Source organism: Pseudomonas sp. FG6 (genome assembly GCF_057809015.1).
The window spans coordinates 37,260-59,124 of sequence record NZ_JBMDJD010000033.1 but is presented as its reverse complement, the minus strand read 5'-3'; the positions used below and the strand labels follow the sequence as shown (position 1 = coordinate 59,124).

Annotated in this window: 19 protein-coding genes; all 19 read right to left on the bottom strand. The window is 50.8% G+C overall.

The window, feature by feature from the left end; genetic code table 11:
- Window positions 1-82: 82 nt before the first annotated feature.
- The 19 genes from ACODSJ_RS19825 to ACODSJ_RS19735 all read right to left on the bottom strand — a co-directional run bounded on the left by ACODSJ_RS19825 (window position 83) and on the right by ACODSJ_RS19735 (window position 21,853).
- Complete coding sequence (locus tag ACODSJ_RS19825) at window positions 83-934, bottom strand: urea carboxylase-associated family protein (RefSeq protein WP_489103334.1); 852 nt, start codon at window positions 932-934, stop codon at window positions 83-85.
- 392 nt (window positions 935-1,326) lie between these two features.
- Window positions 1,327-2,346, bottom strand: a complete 1,020-nt coding sequence (locus ACODSJ_RS19820; RefSeq protein WP_489103333.1) for an acyltransferase family protein — start codon at window positions 2,344-2,346, stop codon at window positions 1,327-1,329.
- Between the two features lie 192 nt (window positions 2,347-2,538).
- Complete coding sequence (locus ACODSJ_RS19815; RefSeq protein ID WP_489103332.1) at window positions 2,539-2,874, bottom strand: ComEA family DNA-binding protein; 336 nt, start codon at window positions 2,872-2,874, stop codon at window positions 2,539-2,541.
- A 113-nt stretch (window positions 2,875-2,987) separates the two neighbouring features.
- Entirely contained in the window at window positions 2,988-4,982 is a 1,995-nt protein-coding gene (locus ACODSJ_RS19810; RefSeq protein ID WP_489103340.1) for a polysaccharide biosynthesis protein, read from the bottom strand.
- 181 nt (window positions 4,983-5,163) lie between these two features.
- Complete coding sequence (locus ACODSJ_RS19805; RefSeq protein ID WP_489103339.1) at window positions 5,164-7,173, bottom strand: polysaccharide biosynthesis protein; 2,010 nt, start codon at window positions 7,171-7,173, stop codon at window positions 5,164-5,166.
- A 91-nt stretch (window positions 7,174-7,264) separates the two neighbouring features.
- On the bottom strand, window positions 7,265-8,281 hold the full coding sequence (locus tag ACODSJ_RS19800) for an MraY family glycosyltransferase (protein WP_489103331.1): 1,017 nt from the start codon (window positions 8,279-8,281) through the stop codon (window positions 7,265-7,267).
- Window positions 8,278-9,243 carry a UDP-glucose 4-epimerase family protein gene (locus ACODSJ_RS19795; RefSeq protein ID WP_489103330.1) on the bottom strand — a complete coding sequence of 322 codons (966 nt, stop codon included), beginning with the start codon at window positions 9,241-9,243 and terminating at the stop codon, window positions 8,278-8,280. The genes ACODSJ_RS19800 and ACODSJ_RS19795 overlap by 4 nt, the downstream gene beginning before the upstream one ends.
- The gene (locus tag ACODSJ_RS19790; RefSeq protein WP_489103338.1) at window positions 9,243-10,496 is read right to left on the bottom strand and encodes a glycosyltransferase family 4 protein; all 1,254 of its coding nucleotides are present in this window, start codon (window positions 10,494-10,496) and stop codon (window positions 9,243-9,245) included. Before ACODSJ_RS19790 ends, ACODSJ_RS19795 begins: the two co-directional genes overlap by 1 nt.
- 14 nt (window positions 10,497-10,510) lie before the next feature.
- Entirely contained in the window at window positions 10,511-11,641 is a 1,131-nt protein-coding gene (wecB, locus tag ACODSJ_RS19785) for a non-hydrolyzing UDP-N-acetylglucosamine 2-epimerase (protein ID WP_489103337.1), read from the bottom strand.
- A gap of 22 nt (window positions 11,642-11,663) precedes the next feature.
- Window positions 11,664-12,782 carry a UDP-2-acetamido-2,6-beta-L-arabino-hexul-4-ose reductase gene (gene wbjC, locus ACODSJ_RS19780; RefSeq protein WP_489103329.1) on the bottom strand — a complete coding sequence of 373 codons (1,119 nt, stop codon included), beginning with the start codon at window positions 12,780-12,782 and terminating at the stop codon, window positions 11,664-11,666.
- A gap of 5 nt (window positions 12,783-12,787) precedes the next feature.
- Window positions 12,788-13,822, bottom strand: a complete 1,035-nt coding sequence (locus tag ACODSJ_RS19775; protein ID WP_489103328.1) for a polysaccharide biosynthesis protein — start codon at window positions 13,820-13,822, stop codon at window positions 12,788-12,790.
- A 32-nt stretch (window positions 13,823-13,854) separates the two neighbouring features.
- Entirely contained in the window at window positions 13,855-14,637 is a 783-nt protein-coding gene (locus ACODSJ_RS19770) for an AglZ/HisF2 family acetamidino modification protein (RefSeq protein ID WP_489103327.1), read from the bottom strand.
- Between the two features lies 1 nt (window position 14,638).
- Window positions 14,639-15,253: an imidazole glycerol phosphate synthase subunit HisH gene (hisH, locus tag ACODSJ_RS19765; protein ID WP_489103326.1), complete on the bottom strand. Its 615-nt coding sequence runs from the start codon at window positions 15,251-15,253 to the stop codon at window positions 14,639-14,641.
- On the bottom strand, window positions 15,250-16,395 hold the full coding sequence (locus tag ACODSJ_RS19760) for an N-acetyl sugar amidotransferase (protein WP_489103325.1): 1,146 nt from the start codon (window positions 16,393-16,395) through the stop codon (window positions 15,250-15,252). Before ACODSJ_RS19760 ends, hisH begins: the two co-directional genes overlap by 4 nt.
- A 182-nt stretch (window positions 16,396-16,577) precedes the next feature.
- The gene (locus ACODSJ_RS19755; protein ID WP_489103324.1) at window positions 16,578-17,708 is read right to left on the bottom strand and encodes a hypothetical protein; all 1,131 of its coding nucleotides are present in this window, start codon (window positions 17,706-17,708) and stop codon (window positions 16,578-16,580) included.
- A 2-nt stretch (window positions 17,709-17,710) separates the two neighbouring features.
- Window positions 17,711-18,964 carry an O-antigen polymerase gene (locus ACODSJ_RS19750; protein ID WP_489103323.1) on the bottom strand — a complete coding sequence of 418 codons (1,254 nt, stop codon included), beginning with the start codon at window positions 18,962-18,964 and terminating at the stop codon, window positions 17,711-17,713.
- Window positions 18,965-18,976: 12 nt separating this feature from the next.
- The gene (locus ACODSJ_RS19745; protein ID WP_489103322.1) at window positions 18,977-19,657 is read right to left on the bottom strand and encodes an SGNH/GDSL hydrolase family protein; all 681 of its coding nucleotides are present in this window, start codon (window positions 19,655-19,657) and stop codon (window positions 18,977-18,979) included.
- The gene (locus ACODSJ_RS19740; RefSeq protein WP_489103321.1) at window positions 19,654-20,940 is read right to left on the bottom strand and encodes a hypothetical protein; all 1,287 of its coding nucleotides are present in this window, start codon (window positions 20,938-20,940) and stop codon (window positions 19,654-19,656) included. Before ACODSJ_RS19740 ends, ACODSJ_RS19745 begins: the two co-directional genes overlap by 4 nt.
- Window positions 20,912-21,853 carry a Gfo/Idh/MocA family oxidoreductase gene (locus ACODSJ_RS19735; RefSeq protein ID WP_489103320.1) on the bottom strand — a complete coding sequence of 314 codons (942 nt, stop codon included), beginning with the start codon at window positions 21,851-21,853 and terminating at the stop codon, window positions 20,912-20,914. The genes ACODSJ_RS19740 and ACODSJ_RS19735 overlap by 29 nt, the downstream gene beginning before the upstream one ends.
- Window positions 21,854-21,865: the final 12 nt, after the last annotated feature.

Sequence of the window (21,865 nt, the reverse complement as noted above, 5' to 3'; positions counted from 1 at the left end):
AACCATTTCAGGGCCGCTTCGCGCCCCAGCGGGAGCAAGCTCCCTCGCCACAAAAAAAACCCGCATTGCAACGCCAACCGCGTTACTTCTCCCAATCAGCCTTCGCAATATGCAACCCATGCAGCCCCTTGTATGCCGCCCGCTCCGGCTGGCTCCAGCCCTGCAGCAAAGCATCCTCCAACCGATAAATCTCCACCCCCAACGGACGACAGACGCTCAGGGGATCCTGCGCATCCGGCCCCCACATCGCCAGCGACAAGTCACCACCGGGACACGTAGACAAGGCACACAACAGATCGATCTCGGCAAAGAACTCCAGGTAATCCCCCTTCTGCGCCGGACAGGCCTTCATGAAGTACATGTCGTCGTGGTTCAGGCCCGTGCACTGGAAAATATTCAACACATCATGCACGTCGAACTCCGTCAGACCGTGGGGCAGCACCGCACGGGTGAGGTTCGAGTGACAGTGATGATGGAAATCCTCCCCGGTCAGCATCTTGTTCACATACGGATCACAACGCGTCCCCAGCAGATCGTGCAGGCGTCCACCGTGTTCGTCGATGCCGTAGCCGGCCAGACTGTCATCGGTGATGGTCACCAATGGCCGCAGGAACGGCAGATTCGACCACAACCGATCATGGGTACTGACATGGGCGCCCTGAAGCTGCCGGGTACGCGCCGCCCACAGGCGTTCGCGCGGGTCGTTGGCATTCCAGACATTGAAATCCCCTACCTGCGGACCTACCGGGGTGGTGACGCGGAACACATGACCGGCTGGCACATGCCAGGCGCGACCGGTGCGGATGGGGACCTCGAACTGTTCGATCAGGGTGCGCTTGTCCTGCTCAGTGCGGATGCGGTCGTAGAAGGGCTTGTCCACCTGCAGGGCAGAACCTTTGCTGACCTGGTAGGCGGCTGGGTAGTCTTTGTACATGGCGACGGTCCTTTTGATCAGTTTGGCTTGGCGGAGGTAAGCGGGTGCAAAGTATGCGATCCCTAAACCTCGCCTACCATATGGCAGGCTCAGGTTTACCGTGGCACTCCAGATGAGCAGTTCAATGGCAACAAGGCTCCGTAGTCCTCTACCGATCTGGCCTGCTGCAACCGCTCCGGTACGTGGCGTAACCACATATGAGTTTCCAGGCGGCTCCAGTTGTTCGACAGATATTACACCGCCCTGCCCAGTGCACTTTGCGCCGCTACCTGCGACAGGGTTTTATCCGTTCACCTCTTCAGTTACTGCAACATCGACAAGCGGATGCAATGACAGCCTCAGCCGAAGGTCGTCGTCACCGGAGACGAGACAACTGGAGCATCAAGCTCTGCTTACTGATTGGGTATGACTCGTCCCCGCCGGCTATTTACAAACTGAAAAAGTCTTATGGAAACTGCCTTGTGATGCCTTTCTGTAAAACTTGCAACGAGACAGGCAACAACATTGGAAATAAACAACGCGAGAAGCAAGCCATCCAACCCGGACCAGCCGCCACGCTGCAACCAGAACAAAATCGTATAATGAGTCAAAAAAAGCGTAAAACTATAACCCGCCAAAAAACCAAGCAGGTTAGAAGTGAAGGGGCGGCATTCCGCTCGATCAGAATTATAATGCACCGCTAAGAAAAGCAACCCAATGGAAAGCAGCACCCCTGAGAAAATATTATAGGCATCGAGGCTTTTCATATAACCAACTGCCGCTATGGACAAGGCAAAGAATGCTATATATTTCGGAGCAACCCTAAGCTTAAGACGCTCAAAATAAAATGCCCCTAGAGCACCGAAAAACCATATAACTTCTAAATGGCCTGCTTCGCCCTGCGAGTTTACGTAAAAAGTATAGTATCCACCGCAACCTATACAGAGGCTTGACAGGATCCAATTTCTCCTAAAAAACACGATCCCGCCAAACAGGATGTATAGCCACCATTCGAACATCAAGCTCCAAATCGGCCTCATAGTCCCCAATGGCACACTTGGTTTCAACGCAAGATTACTCAAAAAATTACTAACACTTAAATTCTTGTGAAGGTTTCCCTCCCCGACAAAAAAATTGCACGCATAATCCACTACCAATACAAAAATCAAACAAGGCACAAGAGTTGTATATATTCGAGAGAACCTATCCACAAAATACTTAATATAATCCCCCCCTTTATACTCAAAATTCGCCAACACACTTCGACAAATCAAGAAACCAGAAACAAAAAAGAAACCTACCACAGCTATTGACTGAAGATAGGGGACTTGCCGAGGAAAAAAACCGTTCCAATAACCAAAATAAAATCCAAATCCGTGGCCTACTACTACAACTTGAGCAAGCAAAAACCTAATACAGTCAAAATACGCCACACACCTAGAACTTAATGATCGCACCTCTATCCCCCTCAATAAAAAGCCAGCCGGTCATTTTCAGCTACGCATGGCTAACACTTGCCACGGTTAAAATGCCTATACTCCGCACGTAAATATAAACTTGACAGCCTCCTAAAGCAATGAGCAAAAAAAGCCGATCAACTTGATCGGCTTTTTTCAACTACTGTTTCAATTCACTTCCAGCTTGTCACGATTCCTATCGAGAATCGCCTTGCCAATTCCCTTGACTTCGAGCAATTCATCCACCGAGGAAAACGGCCCATTAGTCTCTCGGTACACAACAATCGCCTCAGCCTTGCCCTTGCCTATCCCTGACAACTCGCGCTGCAGTGTTGCGGCATCCGCCCTGTTCAAATCCACCTTGGCGCCTTGAGCTTTGGCCGACTGCTCCACTGCCTGCGGCGTGGCGATTGACTCAGGTTTGTACGCTGGGGCAGCGATAGCAGCAATCGAGGCGCTGGTAAGAAAAGCGAAGACCAGCGAATAGAAGTAGCTTGTACGCATAACTGACGCTCCATGACATGGTTAAGAAAGAAGCAGCTTTCCGAAGCTGCTCCTCAAACTTAGGCGATGATGGACCGCTGTCAAAAATGTGTACGTTACGAGGTGTGTAACAATCAGGGCTCAAGGCGGCGCTGTTGATAGATCCAATCAACGATTTCCCCATCCGGGGCATAACCACTGACTGTATCACGAAGTAACTGGCGTACCCTGGTGTAGTCATCGAGTTCAACGGCGGCCAACAACTCAGCCAGCGCGATCTTGAGCGCCTCCCAAGGCAGGAGATCCTCATTGGCACTCATGATCATTGGGTGTTGAGTCGCAACGACGTTGTCGCCAATCAGTAACTCCTCGTAAAGCTTTTCGCCGGGGCGCAAGCCTGTGAACTCGATTGAAATGTCTCCGTGCGGATTCTTTTCCGAGCGAACACTCAGACCCGACAGATGGATCATTTTTTCCGCCAGTTCAACAATCTTCACCGGCGCGCCCATGTCCAGCACAAACACATCTCCACCCAACCCCATGGAGCCCGCCTGGATTACCAACTGTGCAGCCTCAGGTATGGTCATGAAATAGCGGGTAATCTTGGGATGGGTAACCGTCAGCGGCCCACCGGACTTGATCTGTTTATGGAACAGAGGAATCACTGAGCCGGACGAACCCAACACGTTGCCGAACCGGACCATGGTAAAGCGCGTCTTGTTCACCCTTGATACATTGCTCTTGTCACCAAACAACACAGGGGCCAGCTCACGACTGAGGGCTTGCAAGGTCAACTCCGCGAGCCGCTTGGTACTGCCCATTACATTGGTTGGGCGCACTGCTTTATCCGTGGAGATCAGGACGAAGTTCGATACCCCTGCCTGCAAAGCGGCCTGCGCTGTGTTCAGTGTGCCAATCACATTGTTCAGAACGCCTTCGGCGATGTTGTGCTCGACCATCGGGACATGTTTATAAGCGGCGGCGTGATAGACCGTATCGACACTCCAAGTCTTCATCACGTCTAGCAGCTTGTCTTGGTCTCGTATCGATCCCAGAATAGGCAGCAATCGAACCGATAACGACTCCCGAAGGATGCGAGGTTCAAGTTCGGACAGAATGCTATAGAGATTGAATTCGCTATGCTCATATAGCAGCAGCGTCGTCGGCTTCAGCGCCAGGATTTGCCGACAAAGCTCGGAGCCAATCGAACCACCGGCCCCGGTAACCAGAACCGACTGGCCGGTGATGCAATGCTCCAGCAGATCAGCTTGCGCGGGTACAGGGTCTCGCCCCAGGAGATCGGCAATGTCCACCTCTTGGATGTCATCAACTTTGACCCGCCCACTGGCCAAGTCCATGAATCCTGGGACACTGCGCACATGCAGCGGAAAGCCCTCAAGCAGCGTCAGGATTTCCCGACGACGCCCACGTGACGAAGAAGGCACAGCCAGCAGGATCTCCTGCGCACCTGTTGTGTCGATCATTTTTTGGATATGTCTGGGTTCGTAGACGTGCAGCCCCGCAATCACGCGATCCGCGATGCTGTTGTCATCATCGATGAACGCAACCGGCCGCATCACCCGCCCCATGCGCAGCGCGGCCACGAGCTGGTTACCTGCGGCCCCGGCACCATAAATAGCGACCTTGGGCAAGCCATCGTCACGGTTGGTGAAAGGCACATGTTGGGCTGCGGCAAACCAGTCCCCCAGGAAATATTGCCGCATCATCAGCCGCAAACCGCCAATCATGATCAGGCTCAACCACCAATAGTTGAAGATGATGGACCGTGGCACCACGGTCTTGTGGTTGCTGTACCAATACACCAGCAGGGCCAACAGTAAGGCCGAAAGGCTGACCGCTTTGCAAATCGTGACCAGCGCGTCGTTACCGAAATAACGCATGACCGCGCGATACAAACCAAAACGGATGAAGATAGGGATAGCGACTAGCGGTGCGGAGGCGAAAAGCCACCAATGCGTGATAATCGGGCTAGACAACGCTTCGACACCCAGTCGAACGACGAACGCCAGCCAGAGGGCGATCCAGACAAGGACAATATCCGTTGCCACTTGTATCGCCCGCTTGTGACGTCTTGGCAACGCCAGCAGAGCCACTCTTAACTTATCCATAAATCCTTCATTCATCTTGCCCGCTCCGGCCTTGAATCCGTCGCCATTGTATGTAACAGCATCAGACATCACTTAATAAAAAAATTAAAAAGAACCTGCCGACATTCAGATCAGACTTCATTAACTCCAGCACGGGGCTTGAACGACCGACACCATCAACAACATCGCTCCACGGCCCCACTCAACGCTCCTCGGACTTTGGAATCAAGCGTCGTTGCTGGAATATCCAATCGACAATCTCCCCTTCGGGAGTGTACCCGCTTACGGTTTCGCGTAGCAGCATGCGGACCCGCGAATATTCGTGCTTGGTAACGGCAACCATCAGCTCATCCAATTTGGCCTTGAGTTGCTCCCACGGCAGGTGGTCTTCATTGGCACTCATGATCATGGGATGCTGTGTGGCGATTACATCGTCGCCGATCAGCAGCTCCTCATGGAGCTTTTCACCCGGCCGCAAGCCAGTGAACTCAATGGCTATATCACCGCCCTCATTAATCTCGGAGTACACACTCAAGCCAGACAGGTGGACCATCTTTTCTGCCAAGTCGGCGACCTTTATCGGATCCCCCATATCCAGCACAAACACATCACCGCCTTGGCCCATGGATCCCGCCTGGATCACCAGTTGAGCAGCCTCTGGAGTTGCCATGAAGTAGCGGGTGATATTGGGGTGCGTGACAGTGATAGGGCCGCCTGACTTGATCTGCTGCCGGAAACGCGGAATAACCGAACCTGACGAGCCCAGCACATTACCAAAGCGCACCATGACGAAACGGGTCTTATTGACACTTGCAACACTAGCGCTGTCTGCAAACAGCACCGGAGCCACCTCTCGACTCAGCGCCTGCAAGATCATTTCAGCCAGACGCTTGGTGCTGTCCATGACGTTGGTCGGGCGCAAAGCCTTGTCCGTGGAGATGAGCACGAAGTTCTCAACCTGAGTCTTCAACGCCGCTTGTGCGGTATTCAACGTACCAATGACATTGTTGAGCATCCCTTCGGCGATATTGTGCTCCACCAAGGACACATGCTTATAAGCTGCCGCGTGGTAGACAGTCTCGACACTCCAGGAGGACATGACGTCGAACAATTTGGCCGTATCACGCACCGCCCCCAGAATTGGCAGCAGGACTACTGGGATCGATTGCCGGGCGATGATCTCTTCCAATTCGCTTAAGATACTGTAGAGATTGAATTCACTGTGATCGAACAACAGCAAAGTAGATGGTTGCAGCGCAAGAATCTGACGGCAGAGTTCAGAACCAATCGTCCCGCCTGCTCCTGTGACCAAAACGACCTTTCCCCGAATACAGCGCGACAGAAGCATGGGGTGTACGGGTACCGTATCTCTCCCCAGCAAGTCGGCTATGTCTACTTCCTGGATATCGTCGACTCTCACGCGGCCGCTGGCCAGATCCATGAAGCCCGGCACACTGCGTACGTGCAACGGATAGCCTTCCAAATACTCAAGGATTTCACGACGCCGCACACGACTCGCCGAAGGAACGGCCAATAGCACTTCCTGAGCGTCAGTGAGTTCAATCATCTTCCGGATGTGTTTGGGCTTGAATACCCGCAAGCCGGAAATCATTCGATTAGCGATACTGGCGTCGTCATCAATAAAAGCCACCGGTTGCATGCCTCGACCAATGCGCAAGGCTGCTACCAGTTGATTCCCGGCAGCCCCGGCACCGTAGATCGCCACTCTGGTAAAACCGGCGCTACGGTTGGCGAAGGCGGTGCGACGGGAGGGAGTGAACCAATCGCCCATGAAGTACTGACGCATGAGTAGCCTCAAACCGCCAATCATCACCAGGCTGAGCCACCAGTAATTGAATATGAGCGAGCGGGGAACAGGCGCCATATAAGAAGCGCCCCAATACACCACCAGTGCCAGTACCAACGCACTCAAACTGACCGCCTTGATAATCGCGATCAAGGCATCGTTACCCAAGTAGCGCATGACGGCCCGGTACATGCCAAAACGAACGAACAATGGGGTAGCAATCAAAGAGGCGCTGACAAGGAGCCATGGATGGTTGGTAAAAGGGTTGACCCTGCCGTCGAAACCAAGATGCACCACAAGCGCCGCCCACAAGGCGATCCAGACCAGTACCACATCGGCCATGACTTGCAGCAGGCGTTTCTGTCGACACGGTAGATCCACCAATGCTACGCGAAGTCTATCCATGAATGTTTTCAGCACTTTGTTCCTACCGTTCTCGTTATGTCTGGCGGTCCGGTAACCTTCCATGGACCGTCTCGTAAACTTCTCGGGATACTCAGGAGCCCTCCAACTGACCGGCCTTGAACTTGAGGGCCAATAAAACCAGCGGCATATAAGCCAACACAACACCTGTCAGCCCATCGAGCTTCAAGACCACGACGCACCACGCGAGGGGAAACAACCACAACACGTTGATTGCTGCCACGGCCAACGTGACCGGCCGATGGCGACCATAACGGCGCGAGGCAAATTGATAGGCGTGACTGCGATGGGCCTCGTAGACTTTATCTCCCCGCAAAAACCTCCGAGTCAGGGTGAGCGTTGCATCGACAATAAACACCCCCAGCAGAATCAGCCACGCCCAGAACAACGCCGGAGAGACCCAGGCGGCCTGCAGGGACATGATTCCAAGCGCGATGCCCAAGAAACCGCTGCCCGCGTCGCCCATGAAGATTTTCGCTGGAGGAAAATTCCAGAACAGAAAACCCAGCACCGCAGCCGCCAAGATCAACGGAGACCAGACCAGATCGGTGAAACCAGAGAGTACGTACAGCGCACTCGCCCCCAGACAGGCCAGCACTGCCTCTATACTGGCTATACCGTCAATACCGTCCATGAAGTTATATAGGTTGAGGAGCCAGACAAGATAAAAAGCAGCCAGGGCATGTCCAAACCATGACAAATCGACATTGACACCAAACAGGTTCATTGGCGCGAGTCCGCCAAGCCACATCAGCGCCCAGACAGCCGCACTGAAATGCCCTAGCAATCGCCACCGCGCCGCAATGTGCCCATGATCATCCATAAACCCCACGATGGCGACCAGCGCACCTGCCCCACTCAACGCGACCAAGTAGTGGAGCGGTACAAGATCCAACTGGCCCAGCAAGGGCAATGTCAGCAGGAATGCCACGACGATAGCGACGCCGCCGCCCCGAGGGGTAGGAATACTGTGGGAACTGCGAGCATTCGGAATATCAATGATGCTACGTGCCAAAGCATAGCGACGGAGTCCAGCCGTCATGAGCAGCGAAGCCACTGTGATAGAGGCAAACAACCAGAAGTACATCATTTCGCTTGACCCATCCTGAAATGCCGTGCGGTTTTGGCCAGTGCATCGTCGACACTCACGGGGGGGGTCCAATTCAAAAGTGCGTGGGTTTTCTCGATATTGACCTGCAGCGAACCACACAGGCGCTGGGACAATGCTTTCCTGCCCAGCATGCTGGCGCCGCGCTCAAGTATCCAGGTGGGGACGGGAATCAACCGGGCCGGTTTGCCTAGCGCACGCCCCATCCGACTGAGCAATGCCGTGGTCGACAAGTCTTCTCCATCACTAACCAGGAAGGTCTGATTTGCCGCTGCCGGGTGATCGATGCACGTCACGATGAGGTCAACCAGGTTATCAACGCTCACCAGACTTCGACGGTTATCAATGGCGCCAAATGGCAAAGGTACGCCTTTGTCCAACCAACGCATCATGCTCAAGAAATTGGCCTTCACGCCGGGCCCATACACCAGGACCGGCCGGATGATGACAACCTCCATTCCTGTCGCCTGCGCAATCTGCCGCAGACCCTGCTCGGCCTCCTGCTTGGACACCCCATACGGGTCCGCTGGTGCAGGCATATCGTCGGCGGCGTAAGGCTGGCCGGGCGAAGTAGCTTCCCCGTTCACTTTGATGGAACTGATGAAAACAAAGCGACGGACACCAGATTCAGCCGCCTGCCTTGCGAAATTGAGTGTCCCTTCCACGTTGACCTGACGAAAGGCAGTCAGCGGATCAGCCTCCGTATCATTCATCACGTGCACGCGTGCGGCGCAATGAATGACTGTATCCACATTAGCCAGGTGCGCTTGCCATTGGGTTTGCGCGGAAAATGAATCAATCCGCACAGTGTCGATGGGTATTGATAGATGTCGATCACCGCGAACCACTGCGATCACGGATCTCGCTGCGTCTGCTTGTAACCGTAGGGATACTGCTCCACCTACAAACCCGCTCGCTCCGGTTACAAGAATACTGTTCTGCATCAGGGGTTCACCTTCCGTAGCGTGGCTTTTCTGAAGATATCTTCCAAACGCGCCAGCAAGCGTTGTTTGGAGTAGTGCTGAAGGTAATAGTCACGACCGCTCTCCCCCATGGCTTTGAGTCGGGACGGTGCGATGTCCGCCAGGGCCTGGGTGATACGGGCCAGGCCATCTGCGTCACCTGACGCACAGGTAAACCCTGCGCCGGACTCATTGATGACCCGCGCGGCCTCACCGTTGATCATACCCAGCAGAGGCCTGCCCGAGGCCAGGTAGGCCTGGACTTTGCCAGGAATGGTTTTTTCAAACACATCATTGGTCTTCAGTGAAACCAACAGCGCATCAGCGTTGGCGAACAAGGCCGGCATCGCCTCCAACGGGTGCCTGCCCAGGAGCAGGACATTATCCAAGCCGCGCGCACTTACCTGTTGGCTCAGCCACTGACTCATCCGGCCGTCTCCCACGATGACCCAACGCACGGCAACTTTGCCACGCAATTGCTCAGCAGCGTCCAGTACGGCAGGAAAATCCTGGGCCTCGCCCAGATTTCCAGCAAACACCACGGTAAATACCGACTCGTCATGTGCAAGTATCGAATCCGAGTGATCCAAGGTCGCAGAGAAATCGTCTTCAGCCCAACTTGGGAAATAGATCAAGCGCTGCGGGTCTATTGGCCGAGTGCAGTAGCCTTTAACGTTTTCGAGAAAACCATTCGATTGCAGTAGCAGATAGTCAGCACGGTTATAGATCCAGGACACCATTCGCCCCACCATGGACAACAACTCAGGCTTTTTCAGTACGCCAACGGCTCTTAGTGTTTCCGGCCACAAGTCCAGCACCCAAATGAATACAGGAGCTTTCTTCAAACGACCGATCACCAGGGCAGGAATAGCCGCCATGATCGGAGACACTGCATAGACGAATACGGCATCGAAAGCGCGTCCTCGCAACGCATAGGCACCCACGGTCGAAGCACTGGAAAAAAAACTCAGATAGTTGAGGATCAACTGGATGCTGCGCTTGCCGCGCGGGATCATGGGCACCCTGACAATGCGGGCACCCTGGTATTCGCGGAACTGCCCAGGCGCTGACTTGTAGGCCTCGAACACCTTTCCTTCCGGATAATTGGGCACTCCTGTGAGCACGGTGACCGAATGTCCTTTTTCAGTGAAATCACGCACCAGGTCGTTGATGCGCATGTTCTCCGGCCAGAAGTATTGCGTGACCACCAAAATATTCAGCTTGCTCTCAGGCATATTCACGACTCGACTCAATACCGTTTCCAAACGACACGGTTTACGTAGTCGGTATAGCTGTGCACGATTCTGGCCACTTTTTCGGAAACGTTAGGCATGCTGTAGTCCGATACCAGACGAAGACTGCGCTCGCTACCCGAGAGTTGTGTCTGGAGAATATTAAGTCCTTGCAGGACTCGCTCGACTTCCAGCCCCACCATCATCACTGCTGCTTCTTCCATCCCTTCTGGCCGCTCATGAGCTTCGCGCAGATTCAAGGCCGGGAAGTTGAGAATGGAAGACTCTTCATTGATGGTACCGCTGTCAGACAAGACTGCACGCGATTCGAGTTGCAGCTTGTTGTAGTCCATGAAGCCCAGCGGCTTGAGCAGTCGGACATTTTCATGAAACACGATGCCCATGGCATCAACACGCTTTTGAGTGCGCGGATGGGTAGAGACGATAACGGGCTGACCAAAGGTACTGGCTACAGTGTTAAGCACATCCACCAACTTGAGGAAGTTCTTATCCGAGTCAACGTTTTCTTCGCGGTGCGCACTGACCACAAAGAACTTACCCGCCTCCAAGCCAAGTCGCTCCAGGACGTTCGATGCCTCGATGCTGTTGCGATAATGGTTGAGCACTTCAAACATTGGACTGCCCGTCTTGATGACACGATCAGCAGGCAACCCCTCGCCCAGTAAATAATCGCGGGCAATGGTGCTATAAGTCAGGTTGATGTCGGCCGTGTGATCAACAATGCGTCGATTGATTTCTTCGGGGACGCGCATATCGAAGCAACGGTTTCCAGCTTCCATATGGAATGTGGGGATCTTGCGCCGCTTGGCAGGAATAACGGCCATGCAACTGTTTGTATCACCCAGTACCAGCAAGGCTTCAGGCTCAATGGTAGCCAGTACCCGGTCTACCGCGATGATCACATTGCCAATGGTTTCTGCGCCGGTACTCCCAGCGGCATTCAAGAAGTGGTCAGGCTTTCGAATGCCCAAATCCTGGAAGAAAATCTCGTTCAGTTCGTAATCGTAATTCTGGCCGGTATGCACCAGCACGTGCTCACAATACTTATCCAATGCGGCCATGACCCGGGACAAACGGATAATTTCGGGGCGAGTTCCCACTACGGTGACAACTTTCAGTTTCTTCAGTGCAGTATTCATTGCTAATCCTTCAGGCCTGAGTGCCAACAGCCATGGTGTAAGTGTCTGGCCGCTCACGATCAAAAATTTCGTTGGCCCAGAGCATTACGATCATTTCGGTTTCGCCAGTGTTGGTAATGTCATGGCTCCAACCCGGGACGGTTTCAACGATCTGCGGCGTTTCACCATCAGTGTAAAGCTCGTAGAACTCTCCGCTGATAATGTGCCGAAAACGGAAGCAGGCCTGACCTTTGATAACCAGGAACTTTTCGGTCTTGCTGTGATGGTAATGCCCTCCCCGTGTAATGCCCGGATGAGCAGTGAAATAGGAAAACTGACCGGAGTCCGGGGTCTTGAGCATCTCGACGAATACGCCTCGCGCGTCACCGTGCTTGGGCAATGGGTAGGTGAAAACCTCGGGCGTAAAATAGCTCAGGTAAGTCGAGTACAGGGCGCGGACCAACCCTGTCCCCACCCGCTCGGTCACCATTGTCTCCCGGCTGCGCTTGAAGGCCCGCAACTGATCGGCCAACGCACCGACTGTTGTGGCGTAAACCGGTTGCACATCCGGATAAGGACCTTCCGGCGCGTTTCCATCCATCACATCGATGAAGCTTCTGATTACATCGTCGATATAAACCAACCGCAGCGGCGCAGCAGGATCATTGACGGTGATTGGCAGGTCGCGGACGATGTTATGGCAGAACGTCGCCACCGCGGAGTTGTAATCAGGCCGCGCCCATTTTCCAAAGACGTTGGGTAAACGGTAAAGATAAACCGGTGAGCCTTGCTGTTTCGAGAGTTCAAGCAAGGAGCGTTCAGCGTCCCGCTTGCTCATTCCATAAGGGTTATCGACCTCAGCCTGTATGGACGAGGTATAGATCACGGGTATCGAGCGGCCAGTGGCCTTGATGGCAGCACACAAGATGGCAGTGAGCCCACTGTTCCCTTCGCTGAACTCCTCGACATGAAGGGGTCGATTGACGCCTGCCAGATGAAACACGAAGTCCACATCATCGAGCATCGAGGATAGGTCAGATGGCATATCCTGGCGCCCGAATCGAACCACCTGAACGTCCTTGCGCTCTTGCAGGTGAGCCACAAGATTCTTGCCAACAAAGCCGCCAGCCCCGGTAATAAGAACTTTCATGGGCATCACTCTTCTGGAGTGGCGGGCTCGCCACGTTGTATGGCCCGCATGAAATCCAGCTTCAACAACAACTTCTGCATGCCTTCGACATCAAGGCGCTCGGTGTTATGCGAGTTGTAGTCCTCAGTACGCGAAATTTTTTCCTCGCCTAGTTCGACGAATTTGCTGTAGTTCAGGTCGCGCAAGTCTGGTGGTACACGGAAATAGGCGCCCATGTCTTCAGCGCAAGCCATTTCCTCGCGACTGAGCAGTGCCTCGTAGAGTTTTTCACCGTGGCGCGTACCGATGATCTGAATCGGGTGGTCAGGTTGACCGAGCATTGATGTCAACGCTTGAGCAAGGGTTTCGACAGTGGCAGCGGGGGCCTTCTGGACGAAGAGATCACCATTGTTGCCATGCTCGAAGGCGTATAGAACCAGGTCGACCGCATCGGCCAGGGTCATCATGAAGCGGGTCATGTTGGGATCGGTGATCGACAGCGATTTACCTGCGCGAATCTGCTCGATAAACAAAGGGATGACTGACCCTCGGGAAGCCATGACGTTGCCATAACGTGTACCGCAAATAACCGTCTTGCTCTCGTCGACATTCCGCGACTTGGCCACCATGACTTTTTCCATCATGGCCTTGGAGATACCCATGGCGTTAATGGGGTAAACAGCCTTGTCAGTGCTCAGGCAAACCACGCGCTGGACGCTATTCTGAATGGCTGCCTCAAGCACGTTGTCGGTGCCGATAACGTTGGTTTTCACCGCTTCCATGGGATGGAATTCGCAGGACGGTACCTGTTTGAGGGCCGCAGCATGGAAGATATAGTCAACGCCACGGGTAGCATTCAGCACGCTTTGGTAGTCGCGTACATCGCCGATATAAAACTTCAGCTTGACGTTACTGTAACGCTTGCGCATGTCGTCCTGTTTTTTCTCATCGCGGCTGAAAATACGAATCTCAGCGATGTCGGTATCCAGGAAACGTTTGAGCACTGCATTACCGAAGGAACCAGTACCACCCGTGATAAGAAGTTTTTTGCCGTTGAACATATGATCTTGACCCTTGCCACGAACCGAACGAATTACCTGGCTCGTAGAGCTGAATAAATGATGTCGTCTTTCTGCTGAGTGCTCGGATAGCTGATTAACACCGCCCGGTAAGTGCCCTTGAACACAAAGAAGCTACCTGCCGCCACGCCTACCACGCCACAAGCTGCCACAACGCTGCGCATGTCTTCAAGCGAGCCGCCGCCGCCTAGAATAGTGATGGGAATGCGAACGGCTTCACGAAGCTTGATTGCAAGCTCCACATCGTAGCCTTTCATCTTGCCGTCGTTTTCGATGGAATTGAGTACGATCTCCCCGGCACCGAGCCTTTCAAACTCTTGAGCAGCCTCGAGGACGCTGCGCTTGGTATTGCGCGTGCCGTTGTGCGTCCAGACCTCTTGCTGCTTACTCAAGAGGCGCGCCTTGTGGTCTAGAACTACGACAACACTCTGCCTGCCAATCTCTTCAGCGATCTGACTGATTAACAGAGGATTCTCAAACGCCGCCGAGCTGATGGCAACCTTCTCGACACCCAGCGCGATAATATTCTTCGCCTGCTGTGCTGTACGAATACCTCCGCCATAGCACAGCGGCATCCTGCATTCCGCGGCCAGCTTGGCGATCTGGGCATAGTTAGGTTCGACAGCGTTTACGGTGGCGTCGATGTCGATCACGATCAATTCGTCGGCTTCTTTCTCATTGAAGATTTTCACCGCATTGATCGGGTCCCCCACGTACTTGGGATCCTTGAACTTCACTGTTTTCACCAACCCGCCATTTTGAATAAGCAAGCAGGGAATAATCCTGGGTCTCAACATGTCATAGTTCCGCGAAGTTTTTCAGTAATCCGACGCCGAAGTGATGGCTTTTTTCAGGGTGAAACTGAACGCCATACACATTCTGAGCGCGCACCGCGCAGCTGAACTCCAAGCCGTAGAAGGACGTCGCCTCGCTGTATTGAGGTTCGTCGCAATCAAAAAAGAACGAATGGAGAAAATAAAAACGTGCGTCAGCCTCGAAGCCCTTGAACAACGCGGAACCGCAGGATGGACTGACGTCATTCCATCCCATGTGCGGCAGAGGCAGCTCCTTCAATTCAGGAACTGAGTTGAAGGACCGAACACGTCCAGGCACCCAGCCAAGGCCCGGCAAGCTCCCCTCGTCACTGCTGTTCGCCAGAATCTGCATGCCTACGCAAATTCCCAGGACCGGCACCTTTTGACGCAGGACCAACTCTTCAAGAGTGGGCCGCATGCCCGACGCATCAAGCCGCTCAACCGCGTGATCGAATGCACCGACCCCGGGAAGGATCAACTTGGTGGCACCGTCTAGCTGCGCAGCCGTCTGAGCGACCGCCACGGGGATGTGCAAACGTCGATAGACGTTCACGAAAGCCTGGATATTACCCAGACCGTAGTCAATGATGGTGATCATCTGAACAGTCGTCTTTCCAATCCGAGAGCACTGAGGATACGAGCACCTATTCCAATCAAGAAGCGTTTGTTTTTGTAATCATGGAAGGTCTTGTTTTCGCCGTCGAAAATGCGCTGAAGCTCGGGAACAGTCAAGTCCAACTTATGCGCCACGTACTCAAACTCCGAAGTCAGAAAATTTTCATCCAGCTCGGGTTTAGAGATGCGCTCCAAGGCGGCTTCCCGCGTCATCTGTCCGGTCATGATAAGACTGGAGAAATGGGCGCGACGTTTCTCATAGCCAAATTTACGCGGCATCCAGTAGTCTTCGTAGAAACGCGTGAACCGGGATTCATGATGCTTATGCTGGAAACGCTTCCAGCCAAACAAACGCTCAAGCGTGTCCTCAGCCTCACTCTTTACATAAGGCACAAGATTCAGTGGACGGACAACCTGCATTCCCAACACATAACGATAATAAATCTTGTAGGACAATATATCTACAAGAGGAAAAGTCCTAAGTTTGCCTGTGCCAAATTTAGCGTGAATGTCATTTATGAGCGTTTTATCAATCCCAGGATACCCTCCCCACTCCTCCGGCTCACGGCAGCACTCAGTAGAGTAATTTGCCCCGGTCAGCACATACTTTATTTTATTCGCCTTGGCGAACTTATAAAGCCCTGAAAAAAAGGCAGTATCTTGCGGAATATCCTGATCGGGAATCTGCGCCTTTAAAAAAGCCACTTGCAGACTTTTCATTTCCTCCCAATTAATGACATCCGTATATAAATCCAACCCGAGGCCATCTACCAACTTCTCAATATTGCTAACAGCCTGATCCGTATTCCAGCCCGCATCAACATGAAACAACAAAGGGCGCAACCCCATAACTTCCTTAGCCACGTAACACAAATATGAGCTGTCCAGCCCACCGCTAAGACCGATTATGCAATCAAACTCTCGCCCTACACCATCAGCCTTTATTTTCTCAGCCAGAACCTTAAGCTCAGCAGAACCTCTAACATCAGCGTGCCAATTAGGCTTGATAGTCGCAGCGAAGTTATTGCAGTATTCGCAAACACCCTGCTCATCAAACTTTATATTCGGATCACTCACATCCATAATACACTTACTACAAATAGCATACCCTACAGCGCTGTTCATCTTAACCTCCCCAATTTTTTTTAACACACAAAATCTGTAACTTGATATTAATTATTATACTTCACGCAAAGGAGGGACACCTGCCACTTCGCGCACTTCAGAACAGATTAACAGACCGGACTTATAAAAACATCGCCCCCCCCTATCAATCTCCCCCTCATCCCATACGTACCAAAATCCAACTACGTAGAAAAGCTATCTAAAGACCAGCCATCTTTAAGGAACACCACTTTCTTGCCCAGCGACTTATATTCATACCCCAGGAAAGAGTCATAGGATGCCATATAGTCACTGTCGGGAAAATCCGAGCGTCCCACGACCTCATCCGCCATCCCAAGCAACACGCCGGCCGATTCCTCGTAGATGTGCTTTGGATGCAGTTTTACGAGGATATGATAGTCCAGCCGCGCCTTGACAAAACGAAGAAACTCAATCTCGATATTTACGTAAGGCCCGGATGACGCCAAAAAAAGAGTCGGCTTGGATGATGCGCAGGGGCTCAAACTGATCCTTGATGCAACCTTCCCAATCTGATCAATCGAGAAATACCGAGAAAAAACCTCGACAAATAATGGATCGAATACGTAAAGCTTAGCCAATCGCCCAAACGGCACCTCGAATTCGATGTCCCCATGGACAAAGGCATGCTGGATAAGTGAAGCACGGGACGCCAAATGGCTGATAATAAAATCCCACCGCTGCAGATTGCTATCAGTTATTGGGCGCCTCCCATGAGCATTGACCTGAGCGATAAATACCGCAAAACAACTTATAGATATCAAGTCGCGCAAATGAAGTATCAAGTCTCGAAAACGAATATCTTTATTGTATCGACGCTTTAGACAATACCAAAGCACGCATTGAACGACAAAAAACGCTCGAATAAAATCACCAACAGAGAAGTATTTCACGACAGCTAACACTTCCCTACACAAAAATTTCTGACGCTGATCAAAATCAGAAAAAAGGTAGTAATACAGCTTGAAATCATTATTAACTGGAAAACAGACGTCGTCATCAAGATCTGCGTAGCGTGACTGGCGCCCGCGACAGGCGTAAAGGACTCCCATTAAAACCAGCAAAACCGAGCCCACCCACAAAATTGGAAACAGCATCAGACTCGCAATTAACAATCCAAAAACAACGAGCCCTGGATGTCTTTTATAGAGTGGAAATATCGTCATAATTTTGTAAGACGGAAGAAAAACTGCGACAGGCTCACCCGCAAAAAACTTATTACGCAACGCGACATCTAAACGCACTTCATTCAAATACGCATTAAATACCACGCGCGCAATATTAATTATTTTCATAATTACAAATCAACCTTAACTTTAACAAACATAAAACGCCCAAAAACAATGAGAAAAACATACACCAACATAGTAAACAAATCAATCCACTCCAACATACTACCGCGAAACACACTCAAAAAATGCAAATACCCCAACGCATATATGAACAAAAAAGCGGGCCCAAACCTGAAGCGCATCGAATAAAGAAAGCACATAAACAATGAATACAGAAATACCGGAACAACCCAAAAAACAAAATACCCATAATTTAGATATAGCTCTGTTTCAATCGGCCATTGCTGTGTCGCGGACCCTTCAAACCATTGCTCAGGAAAATAAATAGACGTCAACCAGCGACTGATATCATGAAGGTACTCCTCACTCGCCACCCCAAAAAAAGTCAGCCATTTATTGACTGGAAAATCAAGAGTCTGAACAAATTGAGGATCCATGTCATGAATAATACGATCATGAAGAAATATCGTATTAAAATAACTTAAAAAATACTCCAGTAGCATCTCTGGCGTACTATAAAAACCATTGGATCGAAAATACATTGACAGCATAAAAGCAAACATGAAGGCTATGAATACACCTACACCCTTTGTAATTGAAATCCGGGCAAAAACAAGCCAGGGAACGCTAAAAAGAACGGCGAAATAGAACATCCGACTTTTAATCCCCTGAAGATATGCACAGAACACCAAAGTCGCAAATGCGTAAAAAAACAAAAACCAGCCAACACGCTTTTCAACCCGCCAATAAAAACCCAGCACAAAGGCTAAAAAATTTGCCCCAATGATTAGCAGAAAATTGAGCAACCCATAACCTTTTTTATTTTTTATATAAGTATCACTGTAATCACTCAACCACAATTCCATCCCACCCGTCACTTGAATGAAAACTAGGCACCCAAAAAGAATTAGAGACACAAATAAAAAAAAGGGAAGCTCCCTTACTGTATAACGTTCAAAAAAAGAAGTATCCACAGCGCGACACATACCGATCTCAAGCAGGCGTGTAAATATAAAAAACATCATAAACACGTAAAGATACGATAACACCGCCTCCTCAGATAGGGTGGACCAGTCGTTTGTTTTACCCCACGGCAAGACATACTCCCAATGCACAGCTTCTAAAAAATAGAATAGGCATGCAGGAAACACAAAATACAGCGCATAATTCAAGAACACTATATTAGAAGGACCGAGCGCATTTTTATTCCGAAACGCCAGATAAACGAACGCCATTATGAATGCGGTAAACAATACCATTTGTTTGCTCCGTCAGGCAGCACTACCTAAAAAGTCATACAAAGCTTTGCTTACACCATTGTAGACTTGAGTATGCCCTGCTGCATTCAGATGATGATGATCGCTCATAAACAGGTGATCCCCTTTCTCCGCGTAACAATCATTCAACACATCGTCGCCAAATAATTCGATTAGAGCTTCGTTATAATTGGCGACAGCAGATTCAATCAATGGATTCTTGACTTTGTAATCAGAGCTCGGAGGGGCGATTGGCACAATACGAAATTTCGAACCCGGAAACAGGTCGCGCAACGATTGTAAATTAGCTTTAAATTCTGCCAACTTGACATATTGAATTCGCCGCCACTTTACCAAATATCCATAATTACGCCTGACCTGTCGATGCAAGAACATGCTCAGACTCTTTGGCAGGCGAATTATAATAGACAACTCATTGCGCCTTAACGCACGCGGATAGCAATCTACAATACCAACCTGAAGAACCACCAGATCTGGCGCCATGGCTTGGTGATAATCTCGACTTGCGATTAACAATTGACGAGTATCCATACCTGGCGTACAGATAGAACGGAACTTCAGCACATGGCTAAAGGCATCTTGAAGACGATAAACCCAACATTCCGTGTCCGCTACACGCTCGGGCTTGACTCGGGGCAGCCCCAGGGAATCGGTCAAAATCAAAACGGTCTTCATCTCCGTACTACCTTGGTGATCTGCATTAACAACACGCCAAACATTAGAACAATCAAAATGCAATTTGAAAGAGGCAAGAAAACGATCATTTGCGTACCAGAGAAAAGACCGACCCACAAATTAGTCAACAACAACGAGATGCAGGTAATTACAACATAATATCCTGCCAACTGTTTCTCACCATTATTAGCCAGATAAAAATTGCATAACGTACCAAGTAAAATCATAGCGGTCTTCATCAGCAACATCGAGAATAGTAACTCGAACACTCCACTATCGAACCGCCCCAACATAAATATCAATATAGAAGCACCCGCCAAGAACAACACAAACACACCAACCAGAACAACTGCAATCATTTTCATCGAACGCAGGAAATGGGCCGCAGAAACTGCACCTGCGGAGCTGTATCGTCGTAACAAATCAGGTGTGAAGTAGTACAGTACAGCGGACAAACCGAGAAAATAGATATTCGATAACGTATCGATGTACTGAAAGTTAGCTATGAGCGTCTCTTCAGCCCGATGAAGGTTCAGTATTGCTCTGTCGGAGGTCAACAAAACCACCCCCCCGACTGCCATCACGAACATAAACTTAGAGGCCTTCAAAATCTTGAAAAATAGACTTTGATCGTAGGGCCGAAGACTAAACAGACCAACTTTGTTTCCACACATAGCATAAAACAAAGAGACCACTGAACTGCTAGCAATTAACCACGATAAAAAGAATGCCTGTTCGAGTGGCACTGGCCAAGTGAACAATTGACTCAGTGTAAACAGCAGCAAGAAGGCAACGGCACACGAAATATTAAGCAGATTGAGTCGGCTATTCTCGCCATTGAGTCTGAATACAGCCTGACATGCTGCTTTCAAATGATTGACGGCACCAATCATCATGCCTGCCATCAAGTAAAAATTTGGCTTGAAGATCAACACCCCCGTCAAGAGTCCCAAAGCCACAGCAAGAGAAAATAAGAGCTCCAACCTCAATATTTCATTACGTAGCTCCAGCGTCGCGGCAACGGCCCCATCCCGAGTGACACCATTATGAAAGCCGAACGCCAGGAACACACTGTAGGAGATCACAATAAAGGTAATACTCGACTCCGCTAACACGCTGGCCGAGGCAGTGTTAATGAAATATATGGTAAGCAATGCGCCCAGCGCAAACTCACTATAGACAAAAAACACATAACGCAGCGCACTTTTAAAGTCGGGAATATTAACCGAGCGAACATCACCCCAGCGTTTCAATCTAGCAATCATAACTGGCGATTCGCGCATAGATGACACTATTAGCTAAATGCTCATGCAACGAGCACAACACACCGTCATCATCTTCCAAAAAATGCTTAACCTGCAGATACAGTCCTGGCTTGTATTCCTGATCGAGCGAGTTATCTACTTCACAGAACTCTACGGCAACACTGTTGCGATTTTGAATTTGAAGTCGCTCCATTGGTTTTAGGATGTAACGATGCATAGGGGTCATGATCTCCACTGCCCAACGCCCCGGCGCATTCCAATCACCAGAATAAGAAAATAGAGCCCCTTGGTTAGTTTTACCGGCGCCGGCAAATCTCGAAGCCCGCGAGTGCCATTCCAACCCTCCTGCGGCATAACAGGATATGAGCTCTGGCTGTCCTCCTAAATAAAAAGCCAAGTCAGTAACATGACTGGTATTTGCAAAGAACCAATTTTCTTTAACACCTTCGGCTTTGGGTATCTTGGCGATAGTATCGGACCACTCGGTCAATTCGAAAGTGAAACTGGTTGCCCCTCCTTCGGAAGCTATCATCGTCTTGGCAAGCAGCACTGATGATAAGAAACGCCGATTGTAGGCAATAAAAACATTGGCACCGCGTTCAACCGCTAGATCTTGTAAAGCCTGAATTGAAGTGAGAGTCAAACCACCAGGCTTTTCAACAAGGATGCGCGAAACTCCATGGAGCAATAATTGTCGAGTCGTCGCTTCCAGTTGCTCGACACTTACTGCGACGATGGCGTACTCGATGACCTCATCGCACCCATTCAAGAATAGCTCTAACCCTCCAAGAACAGGTGATATACCAGTTGCGTTTTCGAAACGCGATGCGGACTCACGGCTTCGTCCTACCACACTGAATGTTCTTTTCAAACCTTTAAGAACATGCGCATAATGCTCGGCCATAGGACCGGCACCAACTAGAAGTATCATGGGAACCCTGGT